Annotated in this window: 17 protein-coding genes; 3 read left to right on the forward strand and 14 right to left on the reverse strand. The window is 32.2% G+C overall.

Features of this window, described 5'->3' with window-relative positions; all coding sequences use genetic code 11:
* Position 1: 1 nt before the first annotated feature.
* Positions 2-1,789, reverse strand: a complete 1,788-nt coding sequence (locus K5I29_RS08175; protein ID WP_264432333.1) for an ABC transporter ATP-binding protein — start codon at positions 1,787-1,789, stop codon at positions 2-4.
* Between the two features lie 94 nt (positions 1,790-1,883).
* Here K5I29_RS08175 and K5I29_RS08180 point away from each other — a divergent pair, with 94 nt between their 5' ends.
* The gene (locus K5I29_RS08180; RefSeq protein WP_264432334.1) at positions 1,884-2,621 is read left to right on the forward strand and encodes a tyrosine-protein phosphatase; all 738 of its coding nucleotides are present in this window, start codon (positions 1,884-1,886) and stop codon (positions 2,619-2,621) included.
* A 1-nt stretch (position 2,622) separates the two neighbouring features.
* Here K5I29_RS08180 and K5I29_RS08185 read toward each other — a convergent pair whose 3' ends face one another.
* The 9 genes from K5I29_RS08185 to recR form a co-directional block, all read right to left on the reverse strand.
* The gene (locus tag K5I29_RS08185) at positions 2,623-4,440 is read right to left on the reverse strand and encodes a polysaccharide biosynthesis protein (protein WP_264432336.1); all 1,818 of its coding nucleotides are present in this window, start codon (positions 4,438-4,440) and stop codon (positions 2,623-2,625) included.
* Between the two features lie 2 nt (positions 4,441-4,442).
* Positions 4,443-5,588, reverse strand: a complete 1,146-nt coding sequence (locus K5I29_RS08190; RefSeq protein WP_264432339.1) for a DegT/DnrJ/EryC1/StrS family aminotransferase — start codon at positions 5,586-5,588, stop codon at positions 4,443-4,445.
* A complete protein-coding gene (locus K5I29_RS08195) occupies positions 5,585-6,148 on the reverse strand; it encodes a sugar transferase (protein ID WP_264432341.1) in 564 nt (187 codons plus the stop codon). Before K5I29_RS08195 ends, K5I29_RS08190 begins: the two co-directional genes overlap by 4 nt.
* Positions 6,149-6,300: 152 nt before the next feature.
* On the reverse strand, positions 6,301-7,584 hold the full coding sequence (locus K5I29_RS08200; protein WP_264432343.1) for a nucleotide sugar dehydrogenase: 1,284 nt from the start codon (positions 7,582-7,584) through the stop codon (positions 6,301-6,303).
* Complete coding sequence (locus tag K5I29_RS08205; protein WP_264432345.1) at positions 7,585-8,976, reverse strand: UDP-glucose 6-dehydrogenase; 1,392 nt, start codon at positions 8,974-8,976, stop codon at positions 7,585-7,587.
* Positions 8,969-9,949: an SDR family oxidoreductase gene (locus tag K5I29_RS08210; protein WP_394358556.1), complete on the reverse strand. Its 981-nt coding sequence runs from the start codon at positions 9,947-9,949 to the stop codon at positions 8,969-8,971. Before K5I29_RS08210 ends, K5I29_RS08205 begins: the two co-directional genes overlap by 8 nt.
* A 3-nt stretch (positions 9,950-9,952) precedes the next feature.
* The gene (locus K5I29_RS08215; RefSeq protein WP_264432348.1) at positions 9,953-12,430 is read right to left on the reverse strand and encodes a polysaccharide biosynthesis tyrosine autokinase; all 2,478 of its coding nucleotides are present in this window, start codon (positions 12,428-12,430) and stop codon (positions 9,953-9,955) included.
* Between the two features lie 6 nt (positions 12,431-12,436).
* Positions 12,437-13,258, reverse strand: coding sequence for a polysaccharide biosynthesis/export family protein (locus tag K5I29_RS08220; RefSeq protein WP_264432351.1), 822 nt, complete (start codon positions 13,256-13,258; stop codon positions 12,437-12,439).
* Positions 13,259-13,347: 89 nt separating this feature from the next.
* Positions 13,348-13,968, reverse strand: coding sequence for a recombination mediator RecR (gene recR, locus K5I29_RS08225; RefSeq protein WP_264432353.1), 621 nt, complete (start codon positions 13,966-13,968; stop codon positions 13,348-13,350).
* Between the two features lie 112 nt (positions 13,969-14,080).
* Here recR and K5I29_RS08230 point away from each other — a divergent pair, with 112 nt between their 5' ends.
* On the forward strand, positions 14,081-15,583 hold the full coding sequence (locus K5I29_RS08230) for a sodium:solute symporter (protein ID WP_264432355.1): 1,503 nt from the start codon (positions 14,081-14,083) through the stop codon (positions 15,581-15,583).
* Here the strand turns inward: K5I29_RS08230 and K5I29_RS08235 are convergent.
* Complete coding sequence (locus K5I29_RS08235) at positions 15,567-15,923, reverse strand: CoA-binding protein (RefSeq protein ID WP_264432357.1); 357 nt, start codon at positions 15,921-15,923, stop codon at positions 15,567-15,569. The genes K5I29_RS08230 and K5I29_RS08235 overlap by 17 nt on opposite strands.
* A 56-nt stretch (positions 15,924-15,979) precedes the next feature.
* Between K5I29_RS08235 and K5I29_RS08240 the strand changes: the two genes are divergently transcribed.
* Positions 15,980-16,612: a MarC family protein gene (locus K5I29_RS08240; RefSeq protein ID WP_264432360.1), complete on the forward strand. Its 633-nt coding sequence runs from the start codon at positions 15,980-15,982 to the stop codon at positions 16,610-16,612.
* Between the two features lie 37 nt (positions 16,613-16,649).
* On the opposite strand, the gene ctlX is transcribed toward K5I29_RS08240, so the two are convergent.
* The 3 genes from ctlX to K5I29_RS08255 form a co-directional block, all read right to left on the reverse strand.
* Positions 16,650-17,597: a citrulline utilization hydrolase CtlX gene (gene ctlX, locus K5I29_RS08245; RefSeq protein WP_264432363.1), complete on the reverse strand. Its 948-nt coding sequence runs from the start codon at positions 17,595-17,597 to the stop codon at positions 16,650-16,652.
* Complete coding sequence (locus tag K5I29_RS08250; RefSeq protein ID WP_264432365.1) at positions 17,597-18,511, reverse strand: dimethylarginine dimethylaminohydrolase family protein; 915 nt, start codon at positions 18,509-18,511, stop codon at positions 17,597-17,599. The genes ctlX and K5I29_RS08250 overlap by 1 nt, the downstream gene beginning before the upstream one ends.
* A gap of 115 nt (positions 18,512-18,626) precedes the next feature.
* The gene (locus tag K5I29_RS08255) at positions 18,627-19,910 is read right to left on the reverse strand and encodes a citrate synthase (RefSeq protein ID WP_264432368.1); all 1,284 of its coding nucleotides are present in this window, start codon (positions 19,908-19,910) and stop codon (positions 18,627-18,629) included.
* Positions 19,911-19,992 lie beyond the last annotated feature (82 nt).

The following is a 19,992-nucleotide window of genomic DNA, read 5'->3' on the forward strand; positions in this document are numbered from 1 at the left end:
ATTAAATTTCTTGAAGTTCAACCATTTTTTTAAACCGGACAGATGATTTAGCTAAATCATCGAAGCTTCCATATTCAACAACTTGTCCTTTATCTAATACATAAATTACATCTGCATTTTTTATAGTGGCTAATCGGTGCGCTATAGACACAAGGGTTAATTGTCCTTTAAGTTCATCAATACTTTTTTGTATTTCTTGTTCGGTTTCAGAATCTAATGCCGATGTTGCCTCGTCAAAAATCAATATTTGTACATCTTTAAACAATTCTCGAGCAATAGAAATTCGCTGACGTTGCCCACCAGATAAATTTATTCCGTTATTTCCTAATAAAGTTTCTTCCTTCTTTTTTAAGCTCCAAACAAAGTCAAAAATAGCAGCTCGTTTAAGGGCATCTTTAAAATTCTTTATGTTTTCTGGTGTTTTAGGTGCCCAAAATGTAACATTGTTATAAATGGTATCATTAAAAATAGTAGATTCCTGAGAAATATAGCCAATATATTTTTGATAAGTAAACGCATTATAATCTCGAATATCAACCCCGTCAATAGTAAACTCACCTTGTTCGCAAGGTAACAACTGCGTTAAAATATTAACCAAAGTTGTTTTACCACTTCCACTCTCTCCTACTAATGCTATAGATTGATTTTTAGGAATTTCAATTGTTACATTTTGTAAAACATTCACATCATCGTAGTTAAAAAAAATATTTTTTAACTGAATAGCAGTATTAAATCCATGAAACAGGTTGTTGGAAATGGCTTCAGAAGCACTGTCTAATTCTTTAAAAAAACTTTGAATATTATCAATTGCGCCTTGGTTTGCTATAGCATTGTTATAGTTATTTTGAACAGTAACGATAGAAGTTAAAGCTCTATAAAAAAACAATAAACTAATCAAAATATCAGAAATAGATGCACTAAACAATCTGATTTGCAACAAAATAACACAAACAACAATACCAATTAATAAAGGTTCTCTAAACGAACTTACTTTAGCATTTAAAACGCCCATAGCAATGTTTACTTGATGCATATCGGCAATTGCATTTTTAACGCGTTCTTTATAATCTTGTATTTTACCAGTAGCTTTTAAATATTTAAAATTATTTACATATTGTATTAAAGCATTTGCAAAACGATTGTTTATCGAAGAAATATCTTTAGATTTTTCTTTTGTTAATTTGTTAATGCGTTTAAATACAAAATCTGAAAAAACACCACCTAAGCAAACCAATAATGCAAATTGCCAATCAACCATAAACGAAAAAATCAGATAAATAGTTATCATGATAATTCCCTGAATCATTGAGATATAATTTGAAAAAGTTGCTGTTAAACGTGCAATTTCACTTAAAAAAATATTTTGAATTTTACCAATATCTGTTTTTACAAATTGCTTGTATTGAAAAGTGGAAAATTGTTCCACAATTTTTAAACGTATTTTTTCAGCTAACAAATGTTGAGACAATAGTTTATACACATTGGTTTTATAAACCACAAATCCTTTAACAAGAAAAACAAGTAATAAAAATACTAAAGCTTTAGAAATGGTTAGTTTTATATTGCAATAAGTTAAAAAATCAGTTATAAAACTCAAATTACCTAAATCAATTTGGTTACCTCCATCTGCTAATTGCAATAAAGGTAAAAACATGGTTAAACCGATCGAATCTAAAATTCCGGTTAAAATACTTAATACAATTACTATAAAAATTCTTGCCTTAAGAATGCTATAAAAAAAAGTAAAGTTGGAAAAATTGGTACGTATATAATTTTTTAAAAAATTCATAGTTATGTAATAGAAAATCTAAAACGAATGCAATTATTTTTTATGAACATCTTAATTGTAAACGTAGTGATTTTATTATATTAGCAATAAAAAAATGTTAAATTTCTTTTCAAAATCTAAATATATTTCTGATTATGTTCCGACTGAATATACCGATATTCATTCGCACATTATGCATAATATTGACGATGGCGCTAAAAATCCTGAAGATAGTGCTTTGTTAATAAATACTCTATTAGAAATTGGCACAAAAAACATCATTTCAACACCACATACATCAACTCATATTTGGAATAATTCACCAGAAATTATAGTAAAGAAACGTGAAGAATTAAACAATATTATACCAGATTTACTTACAAAAAGTAATTTTAAGGTTGCCTCAGAATATTTGTTAGACGATTCTTTTCTAACCTTGCTGGAAAACAAGCAAGTACTAACCTATAAGGACAATCATATTTTGGTAGAATTTTCTTACTTTAATGTTCCATTAAACTATCAAAACATTTTTTTTGAAATTCAACTTAACGGTTATCAGCCCATTTTGGCACATCCTGAAAGATACAGCTATTTTAACAATCACCCAGAAGTTTTTGAAGCCATTCGCAAAAGCGGTGTAAAATTACAGCTCAACTTACTTTCTTTAGTAGGTTATTACGGTCCTGATGTAATGAAAATGGCAGACGAATTACTTAAACGAAATTTGTACGATTTTACAGGCAGCGATTTGCATCACAAAATGCACTGCAAAGCCTTGCATGACAAAATAAAATTAAAACACCATTCGGGCTTAAGCAGCGTAATGGCAAATAATTATTATCTTTTAAAATAGTTTATTTACAACATGTAATATTGTGTTGCAATTCAAATTCAGGAACCATTTTTTGCATTTGTTCAACCAGCTCAATATCTGATTTTTGATATAAAACATGCTCTAAATCTTGCATTTCATGCAGCAATTTATCTAAATTCCAAGTTTCCTTTGCAATGGTAATTTTGGCGTGATAAGTTGTTTCTGTTTTACTTGTTACGGTGTGTAATTCTTCAAATAATTTTTCTCCCGGACGTAAACCTATAAATTGCATTTTAATTTCACGTTCAGGTTCATATCCAGCTAAAAGAATCATTTTGTGAGCCAAATCTATAATTTTAACTGGTTCTCCCATATCAAACAAAAAAACCTCACCGCCTTTACCTAAAGCGCTTGCTTCAAGCACCAACAAACAAGCTTCAGACAACGTCATAAAATAACGAATTACATCTTGATGCGTTACTGTAACCGGACCGCCTTTAGCAATTTGTTTTTCAAACAACGGCACAACCGATCCGTTAGAACCTAAAACGTTTCCAAATCGAGTAATAATGAACTGCGAATTTTTTTGCTGATTTAATAGTTGAAGATATTGTTCTGCAATACGTTTGCTTGCCCCCATAATACTGCTTGGATTAACAGCTTTATCGGTAGATATAAATACAAATTTTTCAATCTCAAATTGAACACTTAAATCTGCTAAGTTTTTTGTTCCAAAAACGTTTGTTTGAACGGCTTGAAACGGATTTGCTTGCATTAAAGGTACATGTTTATATGCAGCAGCGTGAAATAGCAGTTGCGGCTTATAAGTATTAAAAAGTTTATGTAAAAATTTTAAATCGCGAATATCTCCAATTACAGGAAAAACAACATTGGGTGCAGCAATAAACTCCATTTCAATAAACAAATCATGTAACGCACTTTCTGCAAAATCTAGCAAAATTAATTGTTTGGGTTGATATAAAATGACTTGTTTAGCCAATTCACTACCTATAGAACCGGCAGCTCCCGAAATTAAAACAACCTTATTTTTTATGCTTTTTAAAATATTTTCTTGATCAAAATCAAGCACATCACGCCCTAATAAATCAATGACAGAAAAAGGCTGCAATACAAAAGTTGCTTTATTTTTTGAAGATGATGCGGGTTGATATGAAGATAAAACTTTTATTTTATGACTAAGCGCAGCATCAACTAACTCATTAATTTTTGATTGATTTGATGCAGTTTTAGGAATTACAACAACATCAATTAAATGAAATGGAATAGCCGAAATTGTTTTATAAACCGGAAGTTTTTGGTCTGTATTCGTAATTGCAGAATCCGAACTTACATAACCAACAACTTTGTACGGTTGTTGCAAATTAGTTTTTAAAAAAGTTGCTGTATTTATAGCTATTGCATCACAACCGTAAAGTAAAACTCGAATAACCGCATTATTTTTATCATTTATCTGTGCTAAAAATGCAGATCTAAAAAGTAATAATGAAATAAAGTTTAAAACCGACAAATAAAACAACAGCAAGCAAATCAAGCTCAATTCAGATGGGGCAACAAAAAACCAGGAAACTAAAGCTGTTGCAACAAATGTTGTGCTTAAAGCGATTCCTATTTTTAATGCATTCTGAAATATGTTGCGTGAAATAACAGATGATTTTGTAGCTAATAAAGCGAAAGCAGCGAAAATAAGGTAAACACAAAACGAAAAGAAAGGTAAAAAGGCAAAACCGATAAAATAAAACAAAGCAAAACTGAGCCCAAACCAAATGGTTAGGGTACCCAAATCCAACAACAAAACTTGTTTTTTATTTATTTTAGATGCGTTTTTAGATAAAAACATATTTAACTTTCGGTTTCTATTTCAAAAAAAGCAACAAGTACTTTTTTAATTCTTTCTAAATCTGAGGTTGTTAAATTAGATCCCGAAGGCAAGCACAACCCAGTGGTAAACAATTTTTCGGCAACTTTATTGCCATAATAAGGCGCATCAGCAAAAATGGGTTGCAAATGCATGGGTTTCCAAACGGGGCGCGCTTCTATATTTTCGTTTTCTAAAGCCAATCGTAAATCGTTTGCTGATTTACCACAAACTGCAGCATCAATTAAAATAGCGGTTAACCAATAATTTGAAAAATAAGTTGCATCGGGCTCGTTTTGAAAAGAAACGCCTTTTACATTTTGCAAAATTGATTTATAAAATTGATGCACCGCGCGGCGCTTACTTACATATTGGTTTAAAACTTGCATTTGCCCACGGCCAATTCCGGCACAAATATTACTCATTCTGTAATTGTAACCAATTTGCGAATGTTGGTAATGCGGCGCTTCATCTCGAGCTTGGGTTGCTAAAAAAACTGCTTTCTGCGTTTCTGCAGCTGCTGCAACCAGCGCCCCACCGCCCGATGTGGTAATAATTTTATTGCCATTAAACGATAACGCAGTAAAATCTCCAAAAGTACCGCAAGCTTGATTTTTGTAACAACTTCCTAAAGCTTCGGCTGCATCTTCAATCAAAACCATATCGTATTGCTTACAAATAGCTGTTATTTTAGTAATTTGAAAAGGCATTCCGTACAAATGCACTGCAACAACAGCTTTCGGTTTTTTACCGTTACGAATCCGATCTACAATTGCTTGTTTTAAAGCTTCTGGACAAATATTAAAAGTTAAAGCTTCGCTATCTACAAACACCGGTTTAGCCCCCAAATAAGTTATTGGATTAGCAGAAGCCGAAAAAGTTAAGCTTTGGCAAATAACCTCATCATTTGGTTTAACACCAGCCAAAATCAATGCCAAATGCAAAGCTGCGGTTCCTGATGATAAAGCTGCAACTTTTTTTTCTGTTTTTAAAAATTGTTCTAAATCCTTTTCAAAACCAGTAACGTTGGGGCCCAAAGGTGCAATCCAATTTTCAGAAAAAGCTTGATGCACGTATTCTAATTCTGCCCCACCCATATGTGGCGAAGAAAGCCATATTTTTGATTTCATTGCTTGATGTAGGATTTTAGGGTTGCTAAAATAATTTGCATATCTACTTTAAACGATTGTTTTTGTAAATAGTTCAGGTTAAGTTGTACTTTGTCAGGAAACAACACCGTATCGTTATACACCAAAGGATTAGTTTGTTGTTGCAAAAGCATTTCTTCGTTTTTATATTTTATTGCGGCTTCAGAGGTTAATCCTGGTTTTAGCAACAAAACCTTTTTATCGTTTCCTGTAAGTTTATCATAATATCCCGGAATATCAGGCCTTGGCCCAACTACGCTCATATCACCTTTTAAAATATTTATAAACTGCGGCAACTCATCAAACTTATATTTACGTAATAATTTACCTATTTCAGAAATTTGTGCTTGCCCATCAATCCATTTTATAGTTCGTAATTTGTAAATTTTGAATGGTTTACCATACTGACCAATTCGCGTTTGCGTAAAAATTCCGTTTGACTGTGTATCAATAGCGGCAAATAACCAAGCCAAACACAAAAAGGGCCAAATAAGCCCTAAAAATACAAGCGAAAAAATAAGATCAAAAATGCGTTTGGACAAGCGAAAACAAAATTTAATGGTGTAAAAAAGAACGTTTGCAATACTGTTAATTTATGTTAAATATAAGAAATAACTTCGGATAAAAAGCCCTAATTAGCAGCTAATACAAATAAAAGTAAAAAGCTTGTTAGCAGAAACTAACAAGCTTTATTTTATAATCTAGCATCTACAACTTGCAAAGGTAAAACGCCTTTTACGTCGTAAACAATAGCTTTTTCTTTTTTTAGTGGCTTGAAATCGAGATTTAAAAATTCTTGATGCGAAACGCCTAAAACAATAGCATCAAACAACTCGGTAGGTTTTTCGGTAACCGATTGAATTTGATATTCATGCATAACTTCATTCGGGTTTGCCCACGGATCGTAAACCACAACTTCAATACCGTAATCTTTTAACGCAGCAACCACATCAACAATTTTTGTATTGCGAACATCTGGACAATTTTCTTTAAAGGTAATACCCAAGATTAAAATTTTAGATCCATTAATACTGATTCCTTTTTTAATCATGGTTTTAACAATTTGCGAAGCTACATATTCGCCCATAGAATCGTTTAAACGACGACCAGCCAAAATAATTTCTGGATGATATCCTTTTTCTTGCGCTTTTTGAGCCAAATAATACGGGTCTACTCCAATACAATGCCCGCCAACTAATCCGGGTTTAAACGGCGGCAAAAAGTTCCATTTTGTTCCGGCAGCAGCAAGCACATCGTGCGTATCAATTGCTAATAAATTAAATATTTTAGATAGCTCATTTACAAAAGCAATATTGATATCACGTTGCGAATTTTCGATCACTTTAGCAGCTTCAGCAACTTTAATAGTTGGTGCTAAATGCGTACCAGCTATAATTACAGATTTGTATAAATTATCTACTTTTTTACCAACTTCTGGTGTTGATCCTGAAGTTACTTTTAGTATTTTTTCAACGGTATGTTCTTTATCTCCAGGATTAATACGTTCTGGCGAATAACCTACAAAAAAATCTTGATTAAAGGTTAAACCAGAAAACTTTTCGAGAACCGGAACACAATCTTCTTCCGTAACACCGGGATAAACGGTTGATTCGTAAATTACAATATCATCTTTTTTAAGCGCCTTACCCACCGTTTCGCTTGATTTGTAAAGCGGAGTTAAATCGGGACGATTGTGCTTATCTACAGGCGTAGGAACGGTAATAATATAATAATTGCAACTTTCTAGATCTTTACTTTCGTGGGAATTGAACAAGCCAACCTCATTTGTATTTTCTGTTTTAAGTACTGATTTTAAAAGTTCGTTTGAAACTTCTTTGGTAAAATCATTTCCTTGATTTAAATCTAGAATTCTTTGTTTATTTATGTCAAATCCTACCACAGGGTATTTTGTAGCAAACAATCTTGCTAATGGTAATCCTACATAACCTAAACCTATTATTGCAATTTTTATATCCATCTATTTTCCTATTCCTTGGTATTTAAAACCAATTTTAGTTAATTCTTTTTCGTTTAAAATGTTTCGTCCATCAAACACAAAAGCTGGTTTTAGCATATTGTCATAAATTCTTTGCCAATCGTACGTTTTAAATTCATCCCATTCGGTTAAAACTGCAATGGCATGCGCATCTTTACAATTTTCGTACGGGCAAGAATTAAAAGATATTAAATTGACATTTTCTTGTTCTGAACGCGTATTTAAGTAATTTAAATCGGTTAAAACTTGCTGCTCGCTAACTTTTGGATCGTAAACTGCCAATTCGGCTTGTTCGTTTAACAAATAATCGGCTACATAAATAGCAGCTGATTCGCGCGTATCGTTAGTGTCTTTTTTAAATGCCCAACCTAAAAAAGCTATTTTTTTACCAGAAATGGTATTATACAAAGTAGTAATAATGTTATTAGCAAAACGCGATTTTTGATAATCGTTCATGATAATTACTTGCTCCCAGTAATCTGCCACCTGATCTAATCCGTAAGAACTTGCGATATAAACCAAGTTTAAAATATCTTTTTGAAAACAAGATCCACCAAAACCAACCGACGCTTTTAAAAACTTAGAACCAATACGAGAATCTAAACCAATGGCTTGTGCAACCTCATCAATATCAGCACCTGTTTTTTCACAAATTTCTGACATAGCGTTAATTGAGGAAACGCGTTGCGCTAAAAATGCATTTGCTGTAAGCTTTGAAAGTTCTGACGACCAAACATTTGTTGTTAAAATACGATTTTCTGGTACCCAACGTGCATAAATTTCTGTTAAAACATTAATTGCTGCTTGACCTTCTTCGGTTTCTGGATTTCCACCGATTAAAACTCGGTCTGGATTTAGCAAATCAGAAATCGCTGTTCCTTCAGCCAAAAACTCAGGGTTTGAAAGAATTTGAAACTTTACTTTATTTCCGGTATTATCTAATATATCGCGAATAGCAGATGCTGTTCGAACCGGTAAAGTAGATTTTTCTACAATTATTTTATCTGTTTTTGCTACACGAGCAATTTGACGTGCGCAAAGTTCTATATATTTTAAATCGGCAGCTTTACCTTTACCTATTCCGTAAGTTTTGGTAGGCGTATTTACCGATATAAAAATCATATCTGCCTGATCAATAGCTTGATCTACTTCGGTTGAAAAAAATAAATTTCGACCACGAGCTTCTTGTACAATATCTGCCAATCCGGGCTCGTAAACCGGAAGGTTGTTTAAATCAGCATCATTCCACGCATTAATGCGTTGCTGATTTACATCAACAACCGTAACTTTTATTTCGGGACATTGTTTGGCAATTACTGCCATAGTCGGACCACCAACATAACCTGCACCGATGCAACAAATATTTTTAATCATGTTTTTTTAAATTATTCCAATACCAAGTAATTGCTTCTTGCAATCCGGCTTGCATGTTATATTTAGGCTCATAGTTTAATAATTTTTTAGCTTTTGCTATGCTAGCTAAAGAATGCGGAATATCACCTTGTCTTTCTGGGCCGAAAATTACAGGAACTTCGGCAATTTTCGCATCAAATTTTGCTAAATATTTTCTTAAATATAAAAATAATTCTTTCAAACTTGTTTGCTCACCATAAGCCGTATTATACACGGTATTTAATGCTTCGGGATTTGTAGTTGTTAAAGCTAACTCGTTCATTTTAATCACATTATCTATGTAAGTAAAATCACGAGAAAAACTACCATCGCCATTAATTACAGGGCTTTGATAGGCCATTAGTTGCTGCACGAATTTAGGAATTACAGCTGCATAAGCTCCTTCTGGATCTTGACGCTTGCCAAACACATTAAAATAACGCAACCCGATACAATTTAATCCGTAAGTTTTTGCAAAAACATCGGCATATAATTCATTTACATATTTTGTAACGGCATATGGCGATAACGGCATGCCGATTTCGTGTTCAACTTTGGGTAATTTATCTGCATCACCATAAGTTGATGAACTTGCTGCATAAATAAAGCGTTTTACTTTAGCTTCTTTAGCTGCCATCAAAACATTAAGAAAACCAGAAACATTTACCTCATTTGTTGTGATTGGATCGGCTATAGAGCGCGGAACAGATCCTAATGCAGCTTGATGCAAAACATAATCTACTCCTGAAACAGCTTCTATACAAGTTTTATAATCGCGAATATCACCTTCTATCAACTTAAAAGCTTCATATTCAAATAAGTGATTGATGTTGTAACGATGCCCGGTAGAAAAATTATCTAAACAAACTACTTGGTAGTTTTTAGATAAGAAATATTCACAAAGATTGGAACCAATAAAACCAGCTCCACCAGTAATTAGTAACGTTTGTTTCAAAATTTATTTTTTATGCTTTTTACGTTTTTTAAAGAAATTATCTTTTAAACGTTGAGTAAAAGTTTTAGGCACATCTTGTTCGGTATAACCATTTCCGTAACTTCCATAGCCATAGCCATAGCCATAGCCATAGCCATAGCCATAGCCGTAATTATTTCTATTATCATACCCATTAAGTAAAATTGATGCATTAACTATTTCACCACGCATGGCTTTTTCGTTAATAATAGCAATCATGTTCTTTTTAGTATAACCTTGGCGTGCTACATAAATAACAGCATCTGTATATTTAATTAATTCTAAGGCATCTGAAACCAAACCAATAGGCGGGGTATCTAAAATTATAAAATCGTACGTTTTTTTAAGCTCTTCTATTAACAAACTTAAACGCTCGTTTAAAATTAATTCAGAAGGGTTAGGCGGAATTGGTCCTGAAATAATAACATCTAAATTAGGTAATTCGGTAGATTCTATAATCTCATCCAATTGTTTTTGTCCAATTAAATAATTTACAACTCCATTTGTGTTTTTTAAATTAAAATCTCCAAATATTTTTGGTTTACGCAAGTCTAATCCTACAATAATTGTTTTTTTTCCGCTTAGCGCAAAAACAGTTGCTAAGTTTATAGAACAAAACGTTTTACCTTCACCACTCACTGAAGATGTTAACATAACAACCTTACTTCCTTCAATACCCGACTTGGTGTACATAAATTGTAAAGAAGAACGTATTGAACGGAATGATTCGGCCAAAGGAGATTTTGGTTTTTCAAAAACAGATAAATTAGAATCTGTATTTTTTAAACCAACTAATCCAATGATTGGAATTTTGGTTAAGTTTTTAATATCATCAATATTAGATATGGTATTATCTAACAAAACACTTACAAAAGCAATTAAAAACGGAACTAATAAACCAACTATTAATGCTATTACGTAATTTACACTAGTTTTAGGACCGACCAAACCACCACCGATATCTTTAGCAGTATCTATAAATTGAATATCTGAAACGTTAGATGCTTTAACAATATTGGCTTCAGCCTTTTTCTGCAAGAATGTATCGTAAATATTTTTATTCAAATCGTATTTACGAGTTATCTTCAATAATTCTTGTTGTTGTTTTGGTAAATCACGAGCTGCATCTTCGGTATTAGCAATTTTTTGATTGATGGCACTTAAATCAAACTCAACCGCCTTTTTAGCAGATTCAATATTTACTAACAAAACGTTTTTGTAAGCTTCCATTTCGTTGTCAAAACGCTCAAACATTTTATTATTTTTTAACGAATAAGCAATTTCTGAACGTTCTTTAGACAAAGCTATTAATTGAGTCACATTAGATACAATATTAGGATCTTCAATTCCAGCAACCGTTGGAGCAGGAAGTTTTGAATAATCTTGATTGTTTTTTAAATACTTTTGCAACGTATTATAATAAGCTATTTTTCTATTTAAAATATCTTTCTCAACATCATAACTTAATAACCTAGTTGAAACAGATGCACCATCTTCGGTTAAGCTTTGAATACTTTTTCCTTCCCGGAATTGATTTAATTCATTTTCAGACAACTTCAAGCTGGTTTCCATTGCCATCAATGTGCTATCAATAAAGCTGATAGTATTACTAGCAAATTGATTTTTTTGCTTTAACTGCCTATCTTTTAGAACATTTACAGTTTCATTTAAATAATCAACTAACCTATTTTTATTTGTACCATGTAATGCTAATGTAATTACAGAAGGAGCAGTCATTTCTGTTCCGACTGAAATACCTCTATATCCTGCCACAGTTGCATCGAAACTTGAAAAACTAACATAGTATTCTTTACCTATGTAATTATTTGCGTCTGGTTTTAAATTAAGAGTAAAGTTTGCAAAAGGAAGTTTTATTGGTGAAGAAACTGGAAATTTTTGGGTAAATTCACCTACAGAAACATATATATTTTCTATCGAGTTTGTTGCATAAACAATTGCATTTACACTTGATTCTTCAAATAAAACTTGTAATTCGTAATAAGAAGCATCAATAAATTTAATCTTTAAAACATTTCCTGTTATTTGTGGTGCATTTTTATTTATTGTAATTGAAAAAGGCACACGCCCATAAGCATCAATTAAGCCATATTTGCCTTGTTCTAAATAATTAATATAATAATTAAGCTGATCGACAACAACTTCGTTATGAGAACGAGATTTTAATGTTGTAATTAATGTTTGTACCTTATCGGAAACTCCACCCCAATTGAAAACTAAACTTGTATTACCTGTAAAAAAAGAATTATTTTCATCTTTTACTACCATAGTAGTTTCCAAACGATAAATTTTTTCTTTACGAATATTAATTTGATATGCAATGGTAAACGTTATCAGTAAGCTCACTATAAACCATTTCCAATAGCTTAAAATTTTAAAAAACAACCCTTTAAAATCGAAAAGAGATTGATTTTCAAAAAAATTTAAATCTTCTTTGTTAATCATAATGAACTATAAATTTTTTACTAATAGATAAGTTGAAATCATTAAAGTAAATGATGAAATAATGGTTGTTAGCGTTTGTAATCCATTAGTTCCAAAACCTAAGGTTTTCTGTTTTAAAGGTTTTACATAAATATAATCGTTCGGTTTTAGAATGTAATACGGAGATTCCATAGCTGAAACTTCTAAAAGATTAATACTATGTATTTCAGTACCATGAGGATATTGGCGCATCACAATAACATCTTTTCTATCTCCAACTAAAGTGATATCACCCGAATTAGCAATTGCATCCATAATTGTTGCTTTATCATTATAGATAACTTTAGTTCCTGTATTCCCTACCTCACCATTTATTGTATATCGAATTCCAGCTAATTTAACATTAACAAAAATTTCGGTAGTTGCTTTGTTAAAATAATCAGCATAAATAATATCTTCAATCTTTTTTCGAACTTGTTCCACTGTAAAACCCAAAACATTTATTTCTCCTAGTGTTGGAATTCTAATATTTCCATGATCATCAACTTGATAAGAATTGAAATATAATTGTGCTTCTGAAACAACATTTGTATTTGTATTTAAAGTTGAAGAAGAAAACTGATCTATAAATTCTTTAACCAATCGGCTATCATTTACCGATTTAAAATCAATTTTAACCAGATCGTTAACTTGTAGCTTATAAGCATCGCTTTGTATTGCTTTAATAACTACAGAAGATGTATCACTTAGATTATTTGGATTTTGTAAATAAACTAAATCTTTTTGGGTAATGCATGAAGCAAACAAGGCTCCTACAAATAGTATTAAAAAAGTACTTTTAAAATTCATTATTTAATTCGTTTCAATGGGTTGGTGGTTAGTTTGGTGAGGTCAGTTGATTGTTAAACGTTAAATCTATACATTTATTCTGTAAGATTTTACAAACTTTTTAAAGTTTTTTCAAAAGGTATTCTATGCAGTAAACTTCTTCCTAAGGTAACCTCGTCAGCATATTCCAATTCATCACCAATAGCGATACCGCGGGCAATGGTAGATGTTTCAACATCAAAACCTTTTAATTGCTTGTAAATGTAAAAGTTAGTTGTATCTCCTTCTATGGTTGAGCTTAAAGCAAAAATGATTTCTTTACAGGTTCCTTGTTTAACTTTTTCAAGCAAGGAAGTTATTTTTAATTGGCTTGGTCCTACTCCATCAATAGGAGAAATTTTTCCACCCAATACATGATAAATCCCTTTATAAGTACGCGTATTTTCAATCGCCATTACATCGCGAATATCTTCAACCACACAAATTGTTTGATGATCACGATCTGGATTAGTACAAATTTCACAAACTTCATGGTCTGAAATATTATGACACGAAGAACAAAGTTTAATGTTATTTTTTAAATCTAAAATGGCTTGGGTAAATGCTGTTGTATTTTGCATGGGCTGCTTTAAAATATGCAAAACCAAGCGCAAGGCAGTACGTTTACCAATTCCTGGTAAATTAGACATTTCTAACACCGCATTTTCTAAAAGTTTAGATGAAAATTCCATGTAACAAAGATAATTATTTCAATATAGCTTTTAAATTGTTAGCAACAAATTTATAAGGTTTCACTCTTAATTTTAATCCTATTTTTATTACATTGCCTAAAATATAAATTGTATGACACCGGCAATAATCTTATCAATCATTGTTATTTACTTTGGCGTATTAATAATTGTTTCTAACATCATTAGCAAAAAAGATAGCAGCAATGCAGCATTTTTTAGCGCAAACAAAAATGCCAAATGGTATTTAATTGCTTTTGGAATGATTGGTACTGCACTAAGCGGGGTAACTTTTATTTCTGTTCCTGGTGAAGTTGGCTCTGCCAATGGCGAACAATTTAAATATTTTCAGTTTGTAATCGGAAATGCAATTGGTTTTATTGTTGTAGCAACCGTATTATTACCGCTATATTATAAAATGAATTTAACTTCTATTTATGGATATATAGAAAATAAACTTGGTTTTTACAGCTATAAAACCTCGGCACTTATTTTTTTAATTAGTCGCACAATCGGGTCAGCGTTTCGCTTGTACTTAGTTGTTTTAGTTTTACAACGTTATGTTTTCGACTATTACAAAATTCCGTTTGCGGTTACCGTGCTAATTTCGTTAGCTTTAATTTTTGCATATACGTACAAAGGCGGATTAAAAACTATTATTGTAACCGATACGTTACAAACTTTTTTTCTGGTTAGTTCCGTTTTATTTACCATTTATTTTATTGCTAGAAGTTTAGATTTATCTGCAATAGAAACCCTAGAAACCATTAAACAATCTAACTATTCTAAAATATTTTTCTTTGAAGATTTTATAACCAACAAATACCATTTTTTAAAGCAAATTTTAGGCGGTATGTTTGTAACCATTGCCATGGTAGGTTTAGATCAGGATTTGATGCAAAAAAATCTTTCGTGCAAAAATATTAGCGAAGGACAAAAAAACATGTTTTGGTTTACGGGTATTTTTGTAGTAATTAATTTAATATTTTTATGCGTAGGAGCTTTGCTTTACATTTACGCCAACAAAAACAGCATTGCCTTACCAACCGATTTGGCAACAGGAGCAATTCGCACCGATTTACTTTTTCCTGAAATTGCTTTTAATCATTTCAGTATTATTCCATCTGTCATATTTTTATTAGGATTGATTGCAGCAACCTTTGCAACAACAGATTCTGCCTTAACGGCATTAACTACCTCATTTTGCGTCGATTTTTTAAATATGGACAAAAAACCGAACGATCCTAAAAACATTCCAACCCGATATGCTGTACATATTGGCTTTTCATTAGCCATGTTTTTAGTTATAATCGTTTTCAATTCTTTAAACGACAAATCGGTAGTAAGCATGATTTTTAAGATTGCAACCTACACATACGGACCATTATTAGGATTATATGGCTTTGGATTATTTGTAAAAAACAGACAAGTTTTAGACAAGCTGGTTCCTTACATTTGTTTTGCATCGCCAATTTTAACTTGGTTGCTGAACGATTATTCTCAAGTATTATTTTTTAATTATGTTTTTGATAACGAATTAATACTAATAAACGGCTTAATAACCTTTGCTTTATTGTATATAACCAGCAGCAAAAAGCAAATTAAAATTGCTGCGTAGCTAATAAAACTAAGGTGCAAGCAGCCTCGTAAGCAATACCATTTTCAGTTAATAAAGTAAACAACTCGGGGTTTTCGGTTCCCGGATTAAATAATACGCGACGCGGTTTTAAAGCAATAATATAATCGTAATATTCGCGTTGATTAGTTGGGTTTACATACAAAGTTACCGTATCTATATCAGCATATAATTCGGGTTGGGTTTGAATCTGAATTCCTAAAACGGTTTCCGATTTTTTACCAATAGCAACTACATCATGTCCGTAACTTAATAAGCTTGCAATTGCTTTGTACGCGTAACGATCTGGGTTGGTAGAAGCACCTAAAACTAATGTTTTCATAACTGTTTTTTTATTAAATATAACGCTATTTTTTTATTTAATTATTCCTAAAAAGTATGGATTTATTCATTTTTATTTTTGCCGCTGTATTTTCGGTTTTAAATCCCTTAGGAGCTATACCGGTTTTTGTAGGTTTAACTCAAGAAGATTCAATGGCCGAACGCTCCCGCATATCAATATGGGCAGCAACCAATGTATTTATTATTCTCACTATTTCATTTTTTATTGGTGAATATTTACTGAAATTTTTTGGTATTAGTATGGATGCCTTACGTATTGCCGGGGGGTTAATTATTGTTAATTCGGGGTATTCTTTACTTTCTGGCAATTTTCCTAAACGCCGTGGGGTAAACAAAAAGGTTGCCGATGATGCACAAAAAAGAAATGATATTGCTTTAACCCCCTTAGCAATGCCTTTGTTAGCCGGACCAGGTTCTATGTCCTTGCTAATTGCGTTTTATCAAGATTATCCAGCATTAACCGATAAAATCATTGTAATTGCCGCTGTTTTAACCGTTTGCATTTTAATATTTTTAATTTTAAGAAGTTCGCATTACTTATCTAAACTTTTAGGCGCTTCGGGCATTGTTTCTATTTCTCGAATTATGGGGTTTATAGTAATTGCTTTAGGAATTCAATACATTAGCGTTGGTGCATTAAATATGCTACAAACTGTATTTACAAAATAAAAAAGCTCGGAAAATTTCCGAGCTTTTTTGTTATATTTTATTCTAAATCTTCAGCTAAAGGTAAAAAAACCTCGGCCAACATGCAGCGTGCACTACCGCCCCCGCAAGCTTCAATTGTATCTAAATTTACAGCTAAAATTGTAGCATATTTTTCTATTTGATTAATTTGTGCTTGAGTAAGCGATTGTTTTGCAGCCTCACTCATAACCAAATACGATTGGTTATTTGCTCCACGAACTTCTAACATATTACCAGCAAAACTATAAATCTGTTCTTCAGTAATATAAATAATTTCTTTTCCGTCTGATTTTAAGCAATCAATAACCATTTTACGTTCTTTTTTATCGTCAATGCAATCTGCACAAATAACAGCAAAATGCTCGGCTACGCACATCATTACATTGGTATGATAAATTTGCTTGCGTTCGCCATTAACGGTCTGAAAAGCTTCAAAAATAACCGGATTCATTTCAAAATCTTCACAAAATTCAATCACCAATTCTTCTTCAGCTCTTGGAGATAAAGCACAATAAGCTTTACCGTTTTGTCTGTCTAAAATTAAACTTCCGGTTCCTTCTAAATACATTTCTGCTTCTTCAGCAAGCGTATAATCAGTAACATTTTCAATATAAAAACCGTGTTCCTCAACAATATCTAAAACATCTTCACGACGTTCTAAACGTCTGTTTTCAGCAAACATTGGATATAAAGCTACATCACCTGTTTGATGAAAAGAAATCCAGTTGTTTGGAAAGATGCTATCTGGCGTATTAGGTTCTAACGTATCTTCAACCACAATAACTTGCACGCCCACAGCACGTAATTGTGCAACAAAATTATCAAATTCTGCCTGAGCTTTTGCATTTACGGTTGCTGGTAAAACTCCATCTAAAACTTTTTGGTAATAATTGTTTACGGCTGTTTGCTCGTTCATACGAAAAGCAACCGGACGAATCATTAATACGGTATTGGTTGTTTGCTTCATTATTCTCTAATTAATGGTAAAGTTGAGCAACGTAACAAGCCTTCTTGCTTAGAAATTTCAGCATACGGAATTTCTTCAACTACAAAACCTTGTTCGCGTAGCCAATTGTTTAATCGGGTAAAGTTTTTTTCGCTCACTACTACATTTTCATCAATAGAAAATACGTTAGAAAACATGTGGTACATTTCTTCACGTTGAATATGAAACAAATTTTCTTTCCCAAATAAGTTTACTAAATAGTTGTAATCTGCTTCTTCTCTAAATCCGGCCTTATAAATAATTCCTTTATTTTTACCTACTGGCTGAAAGCAGCAATCTAAATGCAGGGCATTATCACGTGGTTCGATTTTAGATTTAACCAAATCAAATTCTTTAACTATTTTGTTCGGAAATAAAGCTTTTATGTAAGCTACACCGGCCATATTAGTACGAGCTGTAATATAATTTTTATAATCACTGCCTTTGTAGGTGCCGATAAATATATGATCGTTCCAAAGCATTACGTCACCGCCTTCAATATGAACTTCTTCTGGTGGATAAGCAATATGCTCAGGTTTTATTTGATCTATAATATATTGAATCGCTTCGAATTCGCGATCACGATCGGGTAATATGTTTGCTTTTACAAACGTATTACCAATTACAAAACCAATATCGCGAGTAAATATTTGGTTGTAATCTGAAATAAGTTTAGGTCTAAAAACCTGAACGTTGTATTTTTTTAATACCTGATCAAACGCATCCATTTCTACTTTCATATCGGCTTCAACAGGATAAGTTCCGGCCTTAATATGCTCTAAAGATTTTGGATCGTATGCCTCGTTTTCATTTGGGGTTGGCCCATTACTGTCTGCAATTCCTAAAACAACGGCCTTAAGCCGGGATGTTTCATTGTTTACATTTAATTCTAACATAAATTCAGAAAATTATATAGACAAATATACTATTTTGTTGATATAAGACAAACTTAGTTGTAAAAAGGCATAAAAAAACCTCGATGTTTATCGAGGTTTTTTTAGTTTGAATTGATTATCGTTTATCCATTTCAACAAATGAACGTAAAGGTTCACCAACGTAAACTTGACGTGGACGACCAATTGGTTCATTGTTAACGCGCATTTCTTTCCATTGTGCAACCCATCCTGGTAAACGTCCAATTGCAAACATTACTGTAAACATTTCAGTTGGAATCCCTAATGCACGGTAAATAATACCAGAATAGAAATCTACGTTTGGATATAAGTTACGAGATACGAAATATTCGTCTTTTAAAGCTTTTTCTTCTAATGATTTAGCAATAGATAAAATTGGATCGTTAACGCCTAATTCTGCTAAAACTTCATCAGCTGCTTTTTTAATGATACGAGCACGTGGATCAAAGTTTTTGTACACACGGTGTCCGAATCCCATTAAACGGAATGGATCATTTTTATCTTTAGCTTTAGCTAAGAATTTGTCTGAATCTCCACCGTCTTTTTGGATTTCTTCTAACATTTCTAAAACTGCTTGATTTGCACCACCATGTAATGGCCCCCATAATGCAGAAACACCTGCAGAAATAGATGCAAATAAACCAGCGTGAGATGAACCTACCATTCTTACTGTTGATGTAGAACAGTTTTGTTCGTGATCAGCATGTAAAATAAATAATTTATCAATTGCGTTTAAAACGGTTTTGTTAATTTTATAAGGTTCTGTTGGTAACTCAAACATTAAACGTAAAAAGTTCTCAACATATGGTTTTGTATTGTCGTAGTAATTTAACGGATATCCTTTTGCTTTTCTGTAAGTCCAAGTTGCAATAACTAAGAATTTACCCATAATTTTGCAAATAGCTTCGTACATTTTCTCTTCGTTATCTACATTAACAACCCCAGGGTTAAATGCAGTTAACGCACAAGTTAATGATGATAATACGCCCATTGGGTGTGCATTTTTAGGAAAACCATCAATGATGCTTTTCATTTCTTCATTAACTAATGTATGTTTGCGAATATCGTTTTCAAATTTCTCTAATTCAGCTTTTTTAGGTAACTCACCAAAAATAATTAAATAAGCTACTTCTAAGAAACATGCTTTTTCAGCTAATTCTTCAATAGAATAACCTCTGTAACGTAAGATTCCTTGTTCACCATCTAAAAATGTAATTGCACTTTCACAAGAACCCGAATTTTTATACCCCGGATCTAAGGTAATTGCACCTGTTTGTGCACGTAGTTTTTCGATATTAATGGCTACTTCATTCTCAGTACCAACTGTAACAGGAAATTCGTACTTAACGCCCTCTAATTCTAGTATTGCTGTTTTTGACATGATTTACTATAGGATTAATTGTGAATTTTATATTGCTGATTGCGAATTTACAAATTTGAATTTTCATTTTAAAATATTTAAT

Origin of the sequence: Flavobacterium agricola, from assembly GCF_025919725.1 — a bacterium.
GTDB classification, from domain to species: domain Bacteria; phylum Bacteroidota; class Bacteroidia; order Flavobacteriales; family Flavobacteriaceae; genus Flavobacterium; species Flavobacterium agricola.

What these genes read in the sequence shown, in the direction of transcription:
- K5I29_RS08175 (WP_264432333.1), bottom strand. Translation starts at nt 1,789, where the DNA reads ATGAATTTTTTAAAAAATTATATACGTACCAATTTTTCCAACTTTACT.
- K5I29_RS08180 (WP_264432334.1), top strand. Translation starts at nt 1,884, where the DNA reads ATGTTAAATTTCTTTTCAAAATCTAAATATATTTCTGATTATGTTCCG.
- K5I29_RS08185 (WP_264432336.1), bottom strand. Translation starts at nt 4,440, where the DNA reads ATGTTTTTATCTAAAAACGCATCTAAAATAAATAAAAAACAAGTTTTG.
- K5I29_RS08190 (WP_264432339.1), bottom strand. Translation starts at nt 5,588, where the DNA reads ATGAAATCAAAAATATGGCTTTCTTCGCCACATATGGGTGGGGCAGAA.
- K5I29_RS08200 (WP_264432343.1), bottom strand. Translation starts at nt 7,584, where the DNA reads ATGGATATAAAAATTGCAATAATAGGTTTAGGTTATGTAGGATTACCA.
- K5I29_RS08205 (WP_264432345.1), bottom strand. Translation starts at nt 8,976, where the DNA reads ATGATTAAAAATATTTGTTGCATCGGTGCAGGTTATGTTGGTGGTCCG.
- K5I29_RS08215 (WP_264432348.1), bottom strand. Translation starts at nt 12,430, where the DNA reads ATGATTAACAAAGAAGATTTAAATTTTTTTGAAAATCAATCTCTTTTC.
- K5I29_RS08220 (WP_264432351.1), bottom strand. Translation starts at nt 13,258, where the DNA reads ATGAATTTTAAAAGTACTTTTTTAATACTATTTGTAGGAGCCTTGTTT.
- recR (WP_264432353.1), bottom strand. Translation starts at nt 13,968, where the DNA reads ATGGAATTTTCATCTAAACTTTTAGAAAATGCGGTGTTAGAAATGTCT.
- K5I29_RS08230 (WP_264432355.1), top strand. Translation starts at nt 14,081, where the DNA reads ATGACACCGGCAATAATCTTATCAATCATTGTTATTTACTTTGGCGTA.
- K5I29_RS08235 (WP_264432357.1), bottom strand. Translation starts at nt 15,923, where the DNA reads ATGAAAACATTAGTTTTAGGTGCTTCTACCAACCCAGATCGTTACGCG.
- K5I29_RS08240 (WP_264432360.1), top strand. Translation starts at nt 15,980, where the DNA reads ATGGATTTATTCATTTTTATTTTTGCCGCTGTATTTTCGGTTTTAAAT.
- ctlX (WP_264432363.1), bottom strand. Translation starts at nt 17,597, where the DNA reads ATGAAGCAAACAACCAATACCGTATTAATGATTCGTCCGGTTGCTTTT.
- K5I29_RS08250 (WP_264432365.1), bottom strand. Translation starts at nt 18,511, where the DNA reads ATGTTAGAATTAAATGTAAACAATGAAACATCCCGGCTTAAGGCCGTT.
- K5I29_RS08255 (WP_264432368.1), bottom strand. Translation starts at nt 19,910, where the DNA reads ATGTCAAAAACAGCAATACTAGAATTAGAGGGCGTTAAGTACGAATTT.